Source organism: Pseudaminobacter soli (ex Li et al. 2025) (genome assembly GCF_029892515.1).
Taxonomy (GTDB): domain Bacteria; phylum Pseudomonadota; class Alphaproteobacteria; order Rhizobiales; family Rhizobiaceae; genus Pseudaminobacter; species Pseudaminobacter soli_A.
Window position 1 is genome coordinate 275,921 of sequence record NZ_JARXVF010000005.1, and the last position, 14,612, is coordinate 290,532.

Consider the following 14,612-nt stretch of genomic DNA (forward strand, 5'->3'; position numbering starts at 1 on the left):
AAACCGGGGGAAGGCGGCATGTCCTATCTGGAGGAACTCTTTTCGGTCGAAGGCAAGACGGCGCTGGTCACGGGTGCGGCCACCGGCATCGGGCGCATGGCCGCCACCGCGCTGGTGCGGGCAGGCGCGCGCGTGCTGATCGCCTCGCGCAAGGGCGCCGATTGCGAGCGCGTCGCGGCCGAGTTGAATGCGCTCGACGCGCCCGGCCATGCCGAAGGCTTCGCCGCCGACGTAAGCACGGAGAACGGCCTTCTGGCGCTTGCCGAGGAAGTGAAGAGTCGTACCGGGGTCTTGAACATTCTGATCAACAATGCCGGCATTTCCTGGGGCGAGGCTTACGAGACCTTCCCATACGCCGCCTGGTCCAAAGTGATGAACGTCAACGTCACCGGCATCTTTCATCTCACGCGCGAACTCTTGCCACTCATGGAAGCCGCCGCGAGCGACGCCGACCCTGCGCGCGTCATCAATCTCGGCTCGATCATGGGCACCCAGCCCTTCGCCGACCGCGCCTATTCCTACGCCGCGTCCAAGGCCGCCGTGCACCACCTCACCCGGATGCTGGCGATCGAGTTCGCGAGCCGGCGCATCACGGTCAATGCGTTCGCTCCCGGCCCCTTCCCCAGCCGCATGATGGCGTTCGCCGTCGGCACGGAGGAAAAGGCCGAGCGCATGGGTGCGCGCATTCCTCTGGGCAGGATCGGCGCGCCCGATGACATTGCCGGCGCAACCCTGTATCTGTGCAGCCGGGCGGGCGCCTATGTCACCGGTGCCATCCTCCCCATTGATGGCGGCCAGTCGGTCCAGCACGGCTTGCCGCCCTTCACGGAATGATTTGAAAAGGCGACTTGCTTGAAACCGATTACCATTGACCAGCTCCAGTCCGGCGTCGGCACCGAGGTCGGCGTTTCGCCCTGGCGCGTCGTCACCCAGAAGATGATCGACCAGTTCGGCGATGCGACCGACGATCATCAGTTCATCCATTGCGACCCCGAGCGCGCGGCAGCCGAAACGCCCTTCGGCGGCACCATCGCGCACGGCTTCCTGACGCTGTCGCTGCTGTCGACTATGGCTTACGAAACCGTCCCGCCGCTGGAAGGCGGCGACATGGGCATCAACCACGGCTTCGAGAACATCAAGTTCGTAGCGCCGGTGAAGACGGGCTCGCGGATCCGCACCCGCTTCTTCCTGGCCGATGTGAAGGTGCGCCCGTCCGGCTGGATCCAGATCACCCATGATGTGACGATCGAGATCGAGAACTCGGTCAAGCCGGCACTGACGGCGCGCTGGCTGACGCTGATGTTCGTCGATCCCTCCAAGATGGGCACTGAATGAGCGATCCAAATCTTCTCGATACCGAGGCGCTTGCGCCTTATCTGGAAGCCGGAGTCCCCGGATTTCACGGCCTCCAGGCAATCGAGAAGTTTTGCGCCGGCCAGTCCAATCCCACCTACCTGCTGAAGGCGCAAAGCGGCCGCTACGTTCTGCGCGCCAAGCCGTCGGGCCAGCTGCTCAAGTCGGCGCATCAGGTGGATCGCGAATATCGCGTCATGCGGGCGCTCGCAGGCAGCGCCGTGCCGGTGCCGAAGGTACTGCATCTGTCGGACGAGGCCTCGCCCATCGGCCGCATGTTCTACGTCATGGAGTTCGTCGAAGGCCGCATCTTCTGGGACCCGGCACTCCCTGACGTCACTTCCAGCGCCGAACGCGCCGCGATCTACGATGCGATGAACACGACGCTCGCAGCCTTGCACGACATCGATGTCGAAGCCGTGGGGCTCACCGATTTCGGAAGGCCCGGCAGCTATTTCGAACGCCAGCTCGCACGCTGGACCAGCCAATATCGGGCTTCAGAAACCGAAACCATTTTGGAGATGGACAGGCTGATCGGCTGGCTGGAGCAGAACATGCCGGCCGACGACGGCGTCCATGCGCTGGTGCATGGCGACTACCGGCTCGACAACATGATCTTCGCGCACGACACGCCCAAAGTCGTGGCCGTGCTCGACTGGGAGCTCTCGACCCTCGGTCATCCCTTCGCCGACATTGCCTACCAGTGCATGCAATGGCGCCTGCCGCACGCTTCGGGCTTCCGCGGGCTGGGCGGCATCGACCGCGCCGCACTCGGCTTGCCGAGCGAGGAAGCCTATGTCGCCGCCTATTGCCGCCGGCGCGGGCTTACCGGCATTCCGGGCTGGACCTTCTGCCTCGCCTTCTCCTTCTTCCGCCTCGCCGCCATCTGCCAGGGCGTCTACAGGCGCGCACTCGACGGCAACGCCTCCAATCCGGAAAAGGCGAGGATGTATGGCGAAGCGGTGACGCTGCTGTCGCAGCTCGCCGCAGGGCTGATCGACGAGGCCGTCTGAGGCCTGGGCCGCGATGCCAGCCTTATACTAAGGTTATAGAACCAAAGGATTGATGGTCCCTCCCCCTACGTAAGCGTAAATTAACCTACCGAAATGGGCCGATAGGAGCGCAGTCCTTTTGCGTGCCGGCGGCGGCTGCGGTGAAACGTCTGGGAGGACAAGCAAATGACAATGGCAGCAAGCGCTGGCACATCGCCACGCGGCATGACCCGGGAGGAAAAGAAGGTCATCTTCGCCTCCTCGCTGGGCACGGTCTTCGAATGGTATGACTTCTATCTCTACGGTTCGCTGGCAGCCTTCATCGGCGCGGCGTTCTTCAGCGAATATCCGGAAGCCACGCGCAACATCTTCGTGCTGCTGGCGTTTGCCGCCGGCTTCCTGGTGCGCCCCTTCGGCGCGTTGGTGTTCGGCCGCATCGGCGACCTCGTCGGCCGCAAATACACCTTCCTGATCACCATCCTCATCATGGGTTCATCGACATTCCTGGTCGGCCTACTGCCCGGCTCGGCGTCCATCGGCATCGCCGCCCCGATCATCCTGATCGCGCTGCGCATGCTGCAAGGCCTTGCGCTGGGCGGCGAATATGGCGGTGCCGCCACCTATGTGGCCGAACATGCGCCCAACGACCGCCGCGGCTTCTACACCTCGTGGATCCAGACCACGGCCACGCTCGGCCTCTTCCTGTCGCTGATCCTCATTCTGCTCGTCCAGAGCTGGCTCGGTGCCGACGCCTTCAAGGCTTGGGGCTGGCGCGTGCCCTTCCTGATCTCGGTGGTGCTGCTTGGCATCTCGGTCTGGATTCGACTGACCTTGAACGAGTCGCCGGCCTTCAAGAAGATGAAGGAAGAGGGCAAGGGTTCCAAGGCGCCGCTGAAGGAAGCCTTCGGCCAGTGGAAGAACGCAAGGATCGCGCTTCTGGCGCTGCTCGGCCTCACCGCGGGCCAGGCCGTGGTGTGGTATGCGGGCCAGTTCTACGCGCTGTTCTTCCTGCAGAACGTGCTGAAGGTCGACGCCTATTCGGTCAACATCATGATCGCGACCGCGCTCGCGCTTGGCACCGTCTTCTTCGTTTTCTTCGGCTGGCTGTCCGACAAGATCGGCCGCAAGCCGATCATCATGCTGGGCCTTGCGCTCGCCGTCGTGACCTACTTCCCGCTGTTCAAGGCGCTGACCTGGGCCGCCAATCCAGCGCTGGCCACCGCCCAGCAGAACGTCCGCGCAACGGTGACTGCCGCGCCGGGCGACTGCAGGTTCCAGTTCAACCCGACCGGAACGGCGAAATTCACCACATCCTGCGATATCGCGACTGCGTTCCTCACCAACAATTCGGTGCCATATGACGTGGTGGCTACTGCCGCGCCCGGCACTCCGGCATCAGTGAAGATCGGCGACGAGACGATCGAATCCTTCGATGCGATCGCCGCCGGCGATCAGGCCAAGGCCAAGCAGGCGGCCTTCGCCAAGGGGGTCAACATTGCGTTGCACGACGCCGGCTACCCGCTGGTGCGCGAGGCCTCGAAGGTTCCCGACGTCAAGCTCGATACCTTCGTCGCCGCCAATCCCGAACTGAAGCTCGACGCCACCGCGATCCGCGGCGGCGAAAAGACGATGGTTCCGGTGGCCGACCTCATTGCCAGCAAGGCGATCACCGCGGAAGAAGCGGGCAGTGCTACCGAAATGCCGGTCTATACCATCGCCGCCAGCGGTGCCTTCAAGATGATCGCCGATCCCTCGGCGGTGAACTGGCCGCTGACGATCCTCATCCTGTTCATCCTCGTGCTCTACGTCACGATGGTCTACGGGCCGATCGCGGCGATCCTGGTGGAAATGTTCCCCACCCGCATCCGCTACACCGGCATGTCGCTGCCCTATCACATCGGCAACGGCTGGTTCGGCGGCCTGCTGCCGGCAACCGTGTTCGCGATGAGCGCCTTCAAGGGCGATATCTACTACGGCCTCTGGTACCCGATCTCGATCGCGGCGATGTCGCTGATCATCGGCATGATCTTCATCCGGGACACCAAGGGCGTCGACCTCAACGCGATCAAGTAAGCCGCCTCGAGCGCATTGAAAATGAAAACCCCCGCAGCTCTGTCTGCCGGGGTTTTTCTTTTCGGATGCGAAAAGCCAACCCGTCTTGTCTAATGCGTGCGCTTCTTCGGCCCGCCTGGAATGGTGGTCGAGGTCACCGAAATCGGATCGCTCGCCGGAAAAGTGTCCTCGAGACCTTCTTCGAGTTGCTCTTCCTTGCTTTTTCTCGCCCGCATGCGCTGCTCACGCTCGAGCGAGCGCACGGCGGGTGATTTCTTCGTGCCGTGGCTCCGATGCTGAACTGGTGATCTGGGCATAGGTTCTACCTCGATATCCCGAAGCCAAACGCCCCCGTTCCATCGAAGGTTCCGCAACAAAAAGCCCGCCCTGCCTCGAAGAGCAGAGCGGGCTGTGTTGCCTCGCAGATGTCTTTGCCGTTTATGCGGCCGCGTCGGTCGCAGCCTGCGCCAGGAAGGTGAAGACGTAGTCCGAGAACGAGCGCCAGCACTCGACCCGGAAGGCATCCTCGGCCGTGCGCAGCAGCAGGATCTCGGACTTCCCCAAAATGGTGCGCGAGCAGGCGCCGACCGGGAACCCCGCCAGCGACAGGTCCTGCGGGCAGCCGGCATTGATGCAGGCGGCAGCAGCGGGCCCGGTCACCGAGATGGCGACGTTGCGGTGCGAGATGCCGACTGCCGAATGCAACTGGTTGACGCCGGCGCAATCGGCCAGCGGGTCGTTGCCCTTCTCGTCAATGACCAGCCATTCGTCCGGGCCGAGCCACAGCGCGGTGCGGCCATCCTTGCTGGCGGAGGTCTTCGCCTTCTGCGGCAGCGTCACGCCGAGCGCCTTGGAAAGCGCCGCGACGGAGGCTTCCGGCGCACGCAGCGAAATCCGCTCGGCCGGCGCGAGCACGGCAAGCTTCACGCCCTTCGCTGAAAAGTCGCGTCCAGCCTGGGCCGGCGCGCGCGCCACGGTGATGGTTGCAGCCTTAGCCATTGAGGCGCTCTCCCTTCTCGTCGAAGAACACGGTGCCGGTCACTTCCACTTCGATCACTCGGTCGGGCATCGGCACATACAGCGTCTGGCCCACGCGGTCGCGACCGCCGGCCACCAGCCCCATCGCAATCGAGCGACCGCAGTTCTCCGACCAATAGCTGGAGGTGACGTGACCGATCATCTTCATCGGGATCGGCTGCTTCGGATCGGCGACGACCTGCGCGCCCTCCTCCAGCACCTCCTTGGGGTCCTTGGTCTTGAGGCCGACGAGCTGCTTGCGGCCCTGGGCGATCAGGTCCGGACGGGCCATGCCGCGAATGCCGACGAAGTCGGTCTTCTTCTTGCCCACCGCCCAGTCGAGCCCGGCGTCGTTGCAGGTGACGGTGCCGTCAGTGTCCTGGCCGACGATGATGTAGCCCTTCTCGGCACGCAGAATGTGCATCGCCTCGGTGCCGTAGGCGCAGGCGCCATGCTTCTGGCCCTCGGCCCACAGCGCTTCCCACACCGCCTGGCCGTAATCGGCCGGGACGTTGACTTCGAAGCCGCGATCGCCGGTGAAGGACATGCGGAAGAGCCGGGTCGGCACGCCGCAGATCTTGCCTTCGCGCACCGACATATGCGGCATCGCTTCGTCCGACAGGTCGATGCCCTCGACCAGCGGCTCGATGATCTTGCGCGAGTTCGGGCCCTGGACGGCAATCACCGCCCACTGCTCGGACACCGAGGACAGCCAGACATTGAGATGCGGGAACTCGGTCTGCAGATAGTCTTCCATGTGGTTCATGACGCGGGCGGCGCCGCCCGTCGTCGTCGTCACATGGAAGCGGTCAGCCGCCAATCGGCCCACCACGCCGTCGTCATAGATAAAACCGTCTTCGCGCAGCATGATGCCATAGCGGCAACGGCCGGGCTCCAGCTTCTCCCACGGATTGGTGTAGAGCAGCTCCATGAACTTGGCCGCATCCGGTCCCACCACCTCGATCTTGCCGAGGGTGGAGGCATCGAACAGGCCGGCCGACTTGCGCACCGTCACGCATTCTCGGTTGACGGCCGCATGCATGTCTTCGCCGGCTCTCGGGAAGTACCAGGCGCGCTTCCACTGGCCGACATCCTCGAACACAGCGCCCTGCGCCTCGGCCCAGCCGTGCATCGACGTCTTGCGAGTCGGGTCGAACAGCGCGCCGCGGCCGTGGTTGACGATCGAGCCGAAGGTTACCGGGGTATAGGGCGCACGGAAGGTGGTGAGGCCCACCTGCGGGATCGGCTTGTCCAGCGTCTCGGCGGCAATCGCCAGGCCGTGCATGTTGGACGTCTTGCCCTGGTCGGTCGCCATGCCGTTGGTGGTGAAGCGCTTGACGTGCTCGATGGAGCGCATGCCTTCGCGCACGGCGAGGCGAATGTCCTTGGCGGTCACGTCGTTCTGGAAGTCGACAAAAGCCTTGACGGTCGTGTCCGGTCCGGCGCCGGGACCAGCGCCCAGCATGCCGCGCGACCAGCTTTCGCTCGCCTCGACCTTGGGCTTTGCGCCTTTGCCGGCCTTGGCACCAGCTTCCTTGGCCGCCTTCGCGCCGGCCGCATAGGCTTCCTCGACGCTGGCCGCGAGACCGTCGGTGCCGTTGCAGGCGCCGACCGATACGCAGTCCTGTGCATAGGTACCGGGCAGGAAGCGCTTGGTCTCGTCGTCGAAGGCGACCTTGCCGCGCGACTGCGAGAACAGATGCACCGAAGGCGTCCAGCCTGCCGACATCAAGAGCGCGTCTACCGGAATGGTGCGCTCGCCGCCGCCATTCTTCGGCTGGATGGTCATGGACGACACGCGCAGGCGGCCGGCCGTACGAACAACCGCGCGGCCGTGGTTGATCTCGATACCGAGCGCACGCGCCTGCTCGACCAGTTCGCCCGACGGGTTGTCGCGCAGGTCGACGATGGCCGCGATATTCACGCCGGCCTTCTTGAGATCGATCGCCGCCGCATAGGCGCTGTCATTGGCCGTGTACACGCCGACATTCTTGCCGACGGCCACGCCATAGTGGTTGAGATAGGTGCGCGCGGCAGACGCCAGCATCACGCCCGGACGGTCGTTGTCGGCAAACACCATGTGGCGCTCGATGGCGCCAGAGGCCAGCACCACGCGCTTGGCGCGCACCTGCCAGAGGCGCTCGCGCGGCACGTCGCGGTCGGGAGTTGCCACATGGTCGGTCACGCGCTCGACGAGACCGACGAAGTTCTGCGCGTAGTAGCCGAAGGCAGTCGTGCGCGACAGCAGGCGCACATTGTCCATGGCCGCAAGCTTTGCCACCGTCGCCTGGGCCCAGCTCCAGCCATCGGAACCGTCGATCACTGCACCGGCTTCGAAGCGGAGCGCACCACCGAATTCAGCCTGCTCGTCGGCCAGGATCACGCGTGCGCCCGTCTCGGCCGCAGCAAGTGCGGCAGCGATACCAGAAGCACCGCCGCCCAGCACCAGCACGTCGCAGTGCTCGTAGCGGGCGGAATAGTGGTCGGAGTCGGGCTGGTCGGGCGCTACGCCCAGACCGGCAGCCGAGCGGATCTGCGGCTCGTAAAAGCTCTTCCAGGCCGCCTTCGGCCACATGAAGGTCTTGTAGTAGAAGCCGGCAGAGAACATCGGCGAGGCAATGTCGTTCACCGCGCCGACGTCGAAGGACAGCGACGGCCAGCGGTTCTGCGAGTTGACCTTCAACCCGTCATAGAGCTCCTGCACGGTCGCGCGCACGTTCGGCGTCTTGCGGGTGGCGTCACGCTCGACACCGACCAGCGCGTTCGGCTCCTCGGCACCGGCCGAGAGGATGCCGCGCGGGCGGTGGTACTTGAACGAACGGCCGACGAGGTGGATGCCGTTGGCGAGCAGCGCCGAAGCCAGCGTGTCGCCGGCAAGGCCGGTCAGCTGCTGGCCGTCGAAGGTGAAGCGCAGTGTCTTTGCCGGGGTCAGTCGGCCCTGGCCTGCAATGCGGTGCGTGGCGGCCATCACGCGTCTCCCTTCTGTGCGGCGCGCTTGGCGGCCGGCTTCTTGGCTTTTTCTTCCTGCGGATCGACCTCGGCGGCCACGGCCGCCGGCTTGTCGGTCTTCATTATCTTGGCCAGGTCAGGCTTGGGCTCACCGGCCTTGTAGGTCATCACGAACTTGTCGCTGACGGTGTCGCGCACCGCGTTGAAGAAGCGCGCGCAGCCATGAATATGGCGCCAGCGCTCGAAAATGATGCCCTTGGGATTGGAGCGGATGAAGAAGAACTTTTCGAAGTCCTCGTCGCTCTCGGCGGCAATGTTGGTCGAGCGCGCGATATGCGCCTCGCCGGCATTGCGGAACTCGAGTTCCGGACGCTCTTCTTCGCAATAGGGGCAGCGGATCAAAAGCATTTTCTGGTCCCCCTCAGTGAGCCACGGCTGCCGCGGCAGCTTCGTCGATCAGACGGCCGGTGCGGAAGCGCTCCAGCGTGAACGGCGCGTTGATCGGATGCGGCTCGTCGCGCACAATGGTGTGGGCAAACACATGGCCCGAGCCAGGCGTGGCCTTGAAGCCGCCCGTGCCCCAGCCGCAATTGACATAGAGCCCCTGCACCGGCGTCTTGGCCAGGATCGGCGAGCGGTCTGGCGTGACGTCAACGATGCCGCCCCACGAACGCAGCATCTTCATGCGCGTGAACATGGGGAACATCTCGCAGATCGCGTCGAGCGTGTGGTTGAGGATGTGGAGCCCGCCGGTCTGCGAATAGGAGGTGTACTGGTCGGTGCCGGCGCCGATGACCAGCTCGCCCTTGTCGGACTGCGAGATATAGGCGTGCACCGTGTTCGACATCACCACGCAGGGGAACACCGGCTTGACCGGCTCGGACACCAGTGCCTGCAGCGGATAGCTTTCCAGCGGCATGCGAACGCCGGCCATGTCCATCAGCACCGATGTATGGCCGGCTGCCACCACGCCGACCTTCTTGGCGCCGATGAAGCCGCGCGAGGTTTCGACGCCCGTGACCGCGCCATTGGACGCGCGCCGGATGCCGGTGACCTCGCAGTTCTGGATGATGTGCACGCCGCGCGCCGAGGCGCCGCGCGCATAGCCCCAGGCCACCGCGTCATGGCGGGCCGTGCCGCCGCGCCGCTGCAGCGTTGCGCCCATTACCGGATAGCGCGCATCCTTGGAGATGTTGAGCGGCGGGCAGAATTCCTTGGCCTGCTCGGGCGTCAGATATTCGTTGTCGACGCCGTTCAGCCGGTTGGCATGGACATGGCGCTTGAGCACCTGAACGTCGTGCACATTGTGCGCGAGCATCATCACGCCGCGCGCCGAGTACATGACGTTGTAGTTGAGGTCCTGGCTAAGGCCGTCCCACAGCTTCACGGCATGGTCGTAGATGCCGGCGGATTCGTCATAGAGATAGTTGGAACGGATGATGGTGGTGTTGCGGCCGGTGTTGCCGCCGCCCAGCCAGCCCTTCTCGATCACCGCGACATTGGTGATGCCGTGTTCCTTGGCAAGATAGTAGGCGGTGGCCAGGCCGTGGCCGCCGGCGCCGACGATGATGACGTCGTATTCAGCCTTCGGCTCGGGCGAGGACCATTGTTCCTCCCAGCCCTTGTGACCGCGCATGGCTTCGCGGGCGATGGCAAATACCGAATATTTCCGCATGGGCTTGGGCCTCGTGGATGCCGGAAGAAGTCGTCCCTGATTCAGACGGGCGAGGTGTACCACTAGCGAAAAGCCAGGACCAGCTTTGCGCTGTTTGCGACGGCGCTTGCCGCTTTGCGCCAGCATCGACTGCGACATTAGGCCTGCCGGAGCCGCTTTCCCGATTCCGCCGCGGAGATTTCCTGTTGACCTCCATCCCGAAGGGGCCATAGTGGTTGCGACGACTGGTTTTGACAACACTCGCGCTTTATCCAGCGGGTTTTCAGGCTTTTGTCCAATCGCCTCTCGACAGCGCCGCTTGATTCTGCTATCAGGCGCCCCAATTCGCGGTGGTGAGCGCTGCGACAGCAGTAGCTATTCGCCCCGCATTATCGAATTCGAACCGGAAAGACAGGATCGCCCGTGCAGGTACTCGTCCGCGACAATAACGTTGATCAGGCGCTTCGCGCCCTCAAGAAGAAGATGCAGCGTGAAGGCATCTTCCGTGAAATGAAGATGCGCGGCCACTACGAGAAGCCTTCGGAAAAGCGTGCTCGCGAGAAGGCCGAGGCCGTTCGCCGCGCCCGCAAGCTGGCTCGTAAGCGCGCCCAGCGTGAAGGCCTGCTGCCGATGACGCCGCGCCCGGCCGCCGCAGCTCGTCCGGCGCGTTAATCTCGCCAAGTTTTCGTCCTTTTCCGAGGATAGCGGAAGGTGGGGTGACACGCTGTCACCGCCACCTTTTTGTTTTTGTTCGGAAAGAGCTTTATCTGCCGCTGGGCGCGAGGGATGTTCCGCGGCATGGAAGGGAATAGCAGCGATGGAAGCAGTGATCGGCGCCCGTAGGAACCTCTGGCGCGGCCCAGCGATGGTCGCGACGATGCTTTCCGGCCTGGCGCTCGCAGCCTGTCAGTCGGGGCCGGCCGGCGAAATCAGCAGCATCGACACCGCACAGGGAGCGAGTGGAAACATCTCGTCGCTGTCCTCGGTGATCGCGCGCAATCCGCAGGATCCGGAAGCCTATAACGTCCGCGGCTCGGCCTACGGTCGCGGCGGCAAGTACCGCGAGGCGCTGAAGGATTTCGACACCGCCATCCAGCTTCGCCCGGACTTCTACCAGGCCTATGCAAACCGCGCGCTGATCTACCGCTCGCTCGGCGACCAGAACTCTGCGGTTGCCGACTACAGCAAGGCGCTGCAGATCAATTCGAACTATGACGCCGCCTATATCGGCCGCGGCAATCTCTACCGGAAAGCCGGCCGCACGCAGGACGCTTTCAACGACTTCCAGCGAGCCATCCAGCTAGACACCACCGACCCGCGCGCCTACCACAATCGCGGCCTGATCTATCAGCTGCAGGGCCAGCACGCCTACGCCATTGAAGACTTCTCGAAGGCCATCTCGCTGGCGCCGGACGCCGCCGAGCCCTACAACGGCCGCGGCCTCTCCTATCTCGCCATGAAGGACGAGGACAACGCCTTTGCCGACTTCAACATGGCCATCAAGCTCGACGGAAACATCGCCGAAAGCTGGGCCAACCAGGCGCTGATCTATGAGCGCCGCGGCGACAAGGCCAAGGCCGCCCGCTCCTACGCTCAGGCGGCCCGGCTCGACCCGAACTACAAGCCGGCAACCGAAGGCCTGTCGCGCACACGCGGCTAGCCACTCCCGCAGCTTCACCCTTTACGAACACCCGGCAGATTCTGCCGGGTGTTTTCGTTTGCGACGAATTTCGCTTGGCCCTTCTCAGTCGGGAACTTTGCGGGCCGTTGCCGGGTTATCCCGCCAATCGGCGCTATTTGCCGGGGTTTCTTTATTAGCGATTTTTCAAAAGCGAAGGGATCAACTCCATGAAAGCCCCCCTCATTGTGGCGGCAATGCTGGCTGCCTCCGTGACTGCTTCGACTTTTACCACCCAGGCGCATGCCAACGGCTTCAGGGTCGGCTGGCTTACCTGCGCGATCGGCGGCGGCGCGAGCTTCATCATAGGTTCGAGCAAGGAGGTTGCCTGCACCTTCCAGAGCGTCGACAGCAGCTTCCCGCTCGAGACCTACCATGGCCGCATCGACAAGCTCGGCATCGATGTCGGACTGACCGATCAGGGCAAGCTGATATGGTGCGTCATCGCCCCGACATGGGACGCATACCTGCCCGGACGGCTGGCCGGCTGGTATGTGGGGGCCAACGCCGAAGCGACCGCAGGCCTCGGCGTGGGTGCCAATCTGCTGGTCGGCGGATTTTGGCACAGCTTTGCCCTGCAGCCATTGAGCGTGCAGGCACAAAGCGGGGTTAACGCGGCAGCCACGGCCGCCAAGCTGGAACTGGTCAGCGACATTGCCCCGTAGGCCATTTTGACGAATGGCGGCCGGCATTGCGCACCTGGCCGCCATTCGCCTCATCCCTCTCTGCACCAGCAGCGCCGGATCGCTTGATCCAGCATCGCCCATCCATTGCCCGCAGCGTCCGCTTAATTTAAAAACCAATTGGTTTCTTAATTGAGTGGACAGCCATGCCAGACATCAGTCCCGGGGAAGACCGCATCCTGCGGCTTCTGAAATTTCGCGGCGACCAGACGACAGCCGCCATCGCCATCCATCTCGACATCACCGCGCCCGGCGCGCGCAAGCACCTCAACAACCTGCTTGAAAACGACCTCGTCGGCTTCGAGGACCGCGCGGGTCGTGTCGGCCGGCCGGAGCGCTACTGGCGGCTGACCGACGAGGCGCAGAAGCGCTTTCCCGACAGCCACGCGGTCCTGACCGTCGAGATGCTGGATTCGGTGCGCGGCCTGTTCGGCGAGGATGGGCTCGACCGGCTGATTGGCGAACGGGAACGCCAGATGCTGCGCCGCTACGATGCAGCGCTAGCCGGCCTGCATGGGCTGGGAGAGCGCGTGGCGGCACTCGCCGAGATCCGCTTGCAGGAAGGCTACCTCGCCGAAGCCGAGCAACTTCCGGGCGGCGCATGGCTGCTTGCGGAAAACCACTGCCCGATCTGCGCGGCGGCTAGCAGCTGCCGCAATTTCTGCCGCTCGGAGCTTGCCCTCTTCCGGCAGGTGCTGGGTGACGACGTCAGCGTCGAACGCATCGATTACATCCTCGAAGGCGCGCGCCGCTGCGCCTATCGCATTCAGTCCGCCTCGGAGGGGCAACGCACATGAGCATCGAAAAGCCCCAGGTCGACTGGCGGGCATTGTGGGCCAGCGGCGACCTTGCCCGCTTCGTCTTCATCTCCCTCGGCATCCTGCTGCACGCCACCAACGAGACCATGGTGGCAACCGTCATGCCGGCCATGGTCGGCGAACTTTCAGGCGTCGAGCTGGTCGGCTGGTCGCTCGCAATCTACGAGATCGGCGCCATCGTGGCGGGCGCTGCCGCCGGTCGCCTGGTCAGCTACGTGCCGCTGCGCAGCAACATGGTGGCGGCGGCGCTGCTTTACGCAACCGGCGCGGTCGTCTGTGCCCTGGCGCCTTCCATGCCCGTCTTCCTCGCCGGCCGGCTGATCGAAGGCCTCGGGGGCGGCGCGCTGGTTTCGCTGGCTTTCGTTTCGGTCGAACGTCTGTTTCCACGCAACATCTGGCCGCAGCTTTTCGGCGTCATGTCGGCGGTCTGGGGCGTTGCTGTCTTCAGCGGCCCGATGCTCGGGGCGGTAATCGCGCAATTCCTCTCCTGGCGCTGGGCGTTCGGCATCTTCTTTTTCGGCGGCGGCGGCATGGCACTGGCCTGCTTTGCGGTGCTGCGCGGCCCTACGGCCACGCGCCGTCAGGCTGCCACCGGCAAGCTGCCCCCCTTCCCCTTCGTGGCGCTTGGCACACTGGCGGTCAGCGTGGTGCTGATCGCGCTGGCCGGTGTGCGCATCGAACTGCTGCGCTCGTCGGTACTGCTGGTCTTGGGCCTTGCCGGGCTCGCCCTCTTCTTCGCGCTCGATGCGCGCAAGCCATTGTCGCGGCTCTTCCCTTCGCGGCCTTTGGACTGGAACACGCCGGTCGGCAGCGGCATGATCATGGTGGCCGCCTTCTCGGTCGCGACCTGCTCCTTCACGGTCTACGGCCCGCTGCTGCTCACCAGCCTGCACGGCATCTCGCTGCTCACCAGCGGCTACATCATCGCTGCCGAGTCGATCGCCTGGTCGATCCTGTCGATCAGCGTCGCCAACGCGCCGGTGCATCGCGAGAAGGCCATTATCGTGACGGGCGCAGCCATGATCGCCGCCGGCGTCGCGGGCTTTGCCTATGCGGTGCCGTCGGGCTTCATCCCGCTGATCCTGTTCTGCGCGCTTCTGCAGGGCGGTGGTTTCGGCATGGCCTGGCCGTTCGTCACCCGCGTCATCGTCGCCGCCGCCAAGCCGACGGAAAGCACCGTCGCCTCCTCGGCGGTGCCGACCATGCAGCGTATCGGCTATGCGGTGGGTGCGGCCTCCAGCGGCATCATCGCCAACGCCGCCGGCTTTGCCGACGGGCTCTCGGGCGATACGGCCCGGCATGTTGCGAGTTGGCTGTTCATCGCCTTCGTACCGCTGACGCTGATCGGCGTGAGCGCGGCGGTCCGCCTGATCAGACGCCCGGAAGCACCGGCCGTCGCATGACGGCCGGGCCAAC

General features: G+C 64.5%; 14 protein-coding genes. 9 read left to right on the forward strand and 5 right to left on the reverse strand.

The window, feature by feature from the left end; all coding sequences use genetic code 11:
* Nucleotides 1-18: 18 nt before the first annotated feature.
* The 4 genes from M2281_RS20850 (at nucleotide 19) to M2281_RS20865 (ending at nucleotide 4,418) form a co-directional block, all read left to right on the forward strand.
* Nucleotides 19-834 (forward strand): SDR family oxidoreductase, encoded by an 816-nt coding sequence (locus M2281_RS20850; RefSeq protein WP_280823102.1) that lies wholly within the window; start codon nucleotides 19-21, stop codon nucleotides 832-834.
* A gap of 18 nt (nucleotides 835-852) precedes the next feature.
* On the forward strand, nucleotides 853-1,335 hold the full coding sequence (locus M2281_RS20855; RefSeq protein WP_280823103.1) for a MaoC family dehydratase: 483 nt from the start codon (nucleotides 853-855) through the stop codon (nucleotides 1,333-1,335).
* On the forward strand, nucleotides 1,332-2,366 hold the full coding sequence (locus M2281_RS20860; RefSeq protein WP_280823104.1) for a phosphotransferase family protein: 1,035 nt from the start codon (nucleotides 1,332-1,334) through the stop codon (nucleotides 2,364-2,366). The genes M2281_RS20855 and M2281_RS20860 overlap by 4 nt, the downstream gene beginning before the upstream one ends.
* Before the next feature lie 165 nt (nucleotides 2,367-2,531).
* On the forward strand, nucleotides 2,532-4,418 hold the full coding sequence (locus M2281_RS20865; protein WP_280823105.1) for an MFS transporter: 1,887 nt from the start codon (nucleotides 2,532-2,534) through the stop codon (nucleotides 4,416-4,418).
* 89 nt (nucleotides 4,419-4,507) lie between these two features.
* Here the strand turns inward: M2281_RS20865 and M2281_RS29145 are convergent, their stop codons facing one another.
* The 5 genes from M2281_RS29145 to M2281_RS20890 form a co-directional block, all read right to left on the reverse strand.
* Complete coding sequence (locus tag M2281_RS29145) at nucleotides 4,508-4,633, reverse strand: hypothetical protein (protein WP_342394270.1); 126 nt, start codon at nucleotides 4,631-4,633, stop codon at nucleotides 4,508-4,510.
* A 202-nt stretch (nucleotides 4,634-4,835) separates the two neighbouring features.
* Nucleotides 4,836-5,396, reverse strand: a complete 561-nt coding sequence (locus M2281_RS20875) for a sarcosine oxidase subunit gamma (RefSeq protein ID WP_280823107.1) — start codon at nucleotides 5,394-5,396, stop codon at nucleotides 4,836-4,838.
* Entirely contained in the window at nucleotides 5,389-8,382 is a 2,994-nt protein-coding gene (locus M2281_RS20880; protein ID WP_280823108.1) for a sarcosine oxidase subunit alpha, read from the reverse strand. Before M2281_RS20880 ends, M2281_RS20875 begins: the two co-directional genes overlap by 8 nt.
* A complete protein-coding gene (locus M2281_RS20885) occupies nucleotides 8,382-8,771 on the reverse strand; it encodes a sarcosine oxidase subunit delta (RefSeq protein ID WP_280823109.1) in 390 nt (129 codons plus the stop codon). Before M2281_RS20885 ends, M2281_RS20880 begins: the two co-directional genes overlap by 1 nt.
* A 13-nt stretch (nucleotides 8,772-8,784) precedes the next feature.
* Nucleotides 8,785-10,038 carry a sarcosine oxidase subunit beta gene (locus M2281_RS20890; protein WP_280823110.1) on the reverse strand — a complete coding sequence of 418 codons (1,254 nt, stop codon included), beginning with the start codon at nucleotides 10,036-10,038 and terminating at the stop codon, nucleotides 8,785-8,787.
* 402 nt (nucleotides 10,039-10,440) lie between these two features.
* Between M2281_RS20890 and rpsU the strand changes: the two genes are divergently transcribed.
* From rpsU to M2281_RS20915, 5 genes are all read left to right on the forward strand, one after another.
* Complete coding sequence (gene rpsU / locus M2281_RS20895; RefSeq protein WP_106724440.1) at nucleotides 10,441-10,689, forward strand: 30S ribosomal protein S21; 249 nt, start codon at nucleotides 10,441-10,443, stop codon at nucleotides 10,687-10,689.
* 145 nt (nucleotides 10,690-10,834) lie between these two features.
* Entirely contained in the window at nucleotides 10,835-11,677 is an 843-nt protein-coding gene (locus M2281_RS20900) for a tetratricopeptide repeat protein (RefSeq protein ID WP_280823111.1), read from the forward strand.
* A gap of 188 nt (nucleotides 11,678-11,865) precedes the next feature.
* A complete protein-coding gene (locus tag M2281_RS20905; protein WP_280823112.1) occupies nucleotides 11,866-12,360 on the forward strand; it encodes a DUF992 domain-containing protein in 495 nt (164 codons plus the stop codon).
* Nucleotides 12,361-12,524: 164 nt separating this feature from the next.
* Nucleotides 12,525-13,175, forward strand: a complete 651-nt coding sequence (locus M2281_RS20910; protein WP_280823113.1) for a helix-turn-helix transcriptional regulator — start codon at nucleotides 12,525-12,527, stop codon at nucleotides 13,173-13,175.
* Nucleotides 13,172-14,599, forward strand: a complete 1,428-nt coding sequence (locus M2281_RS20915; RefSeq protein WP_280823114.1) for an MFS transporter — start codon at nucleotides 13,172-13,174, stop codon at nucleotides 14,597-14,599. The genes M2281_RS20910 and M2281_RS20915 overlap by 4 nt, the downstream gene beginning before the upstream one ends.
* Nucleotides 14,600-14,612 lie beyond the last annotated feature (13 nt).

Bases quoted from the DNA above. Each gene is read 5' to 3' on its own strand.
- M2281_RS20850 (WP_280823102.1), top strand. From the start codon at position 19: ATGTCCTATCTGGAGGAACTCTTTTCGGTCGAAGGCAAGACGGCGCTG.
- M2281_RS20860 (WP_280823104.1), top strand. From the start codon at position 1,332: ATGAGCGATCCAAATCTTCTCGATACCGAGGCGCTTGCGCCTTATCTG.
- M2281_RS20865 (WP_280823105.1), top strand. From the start codon at position 2,532: ATGACAATGGCAGCAAGCGCTGGCACATCGCCACGCGGCATGACCCGG.
- M2281_RS29145 (WP_342394270.1), bottom strand. From the start codon at position 4,633: ATGCGGGCGAGAAAAAGCAAGGAAGAGCAACTCGAAGAAGGTCTCGAG.
- M2281_RS20875 (WP_280823107.1), bottom strand. From the start codon at position 5,396: ATGGCTAAGGCTGCAACCATCACCGTGGCGCGCGCGCCGGCCCAGGCT.
- M2281_RS20880 (WP_280823108.1), bottom strand. From the start codon at position 8,382: ATGGCCGCCACGCACCGCATTGCAGGCCAGGGCCGACTGACCCCGGCA.
- M2281_RS20885 (WP_280823109.1), bottom strand. From the start codon at position 8,771: ATGCTTTTGATCCGCTGCCCCTATTGCGAAGAAGAGCGTCCGGAACTC.
- M2281_RS20890 (WP_280823110.1), bottom strand. From the start codon at position 10,038: ATGCGGAAATATTCGGTATTTGCCATCGCCCGCGAAGCCATGCGCGGT.
- M2281_RS20900 (WP_280823111.1), top strand. From the start codon at position 10,835: ATGGAAGCAGTGATCGGCGCCCGTAGGAACCTCTGGCGCGGCCCAGCG.
- M2281_RS20905 (WP_280823112.1), top strand. From the start codon at position 11,866: ATGAAAGCCCCCCTCATTGTGGCGGCAATGCTGGCTGCCTCCGTGACT.
- M2281_RS20910 (WP_280823113.1), top strand. From the start codon at position 12,525: ATGCCAGACATCAGTCCCGGGGAAGACCGCATCCTGCGGCTTCTGAAA.
- M2281_RS20915 (WP_280823114.1), top strand. From the start codon at position 13,172: ATGAGCATCGAAAAGCCCCAGGTCGACTGGCGGGCATTGTGGGCCAGC.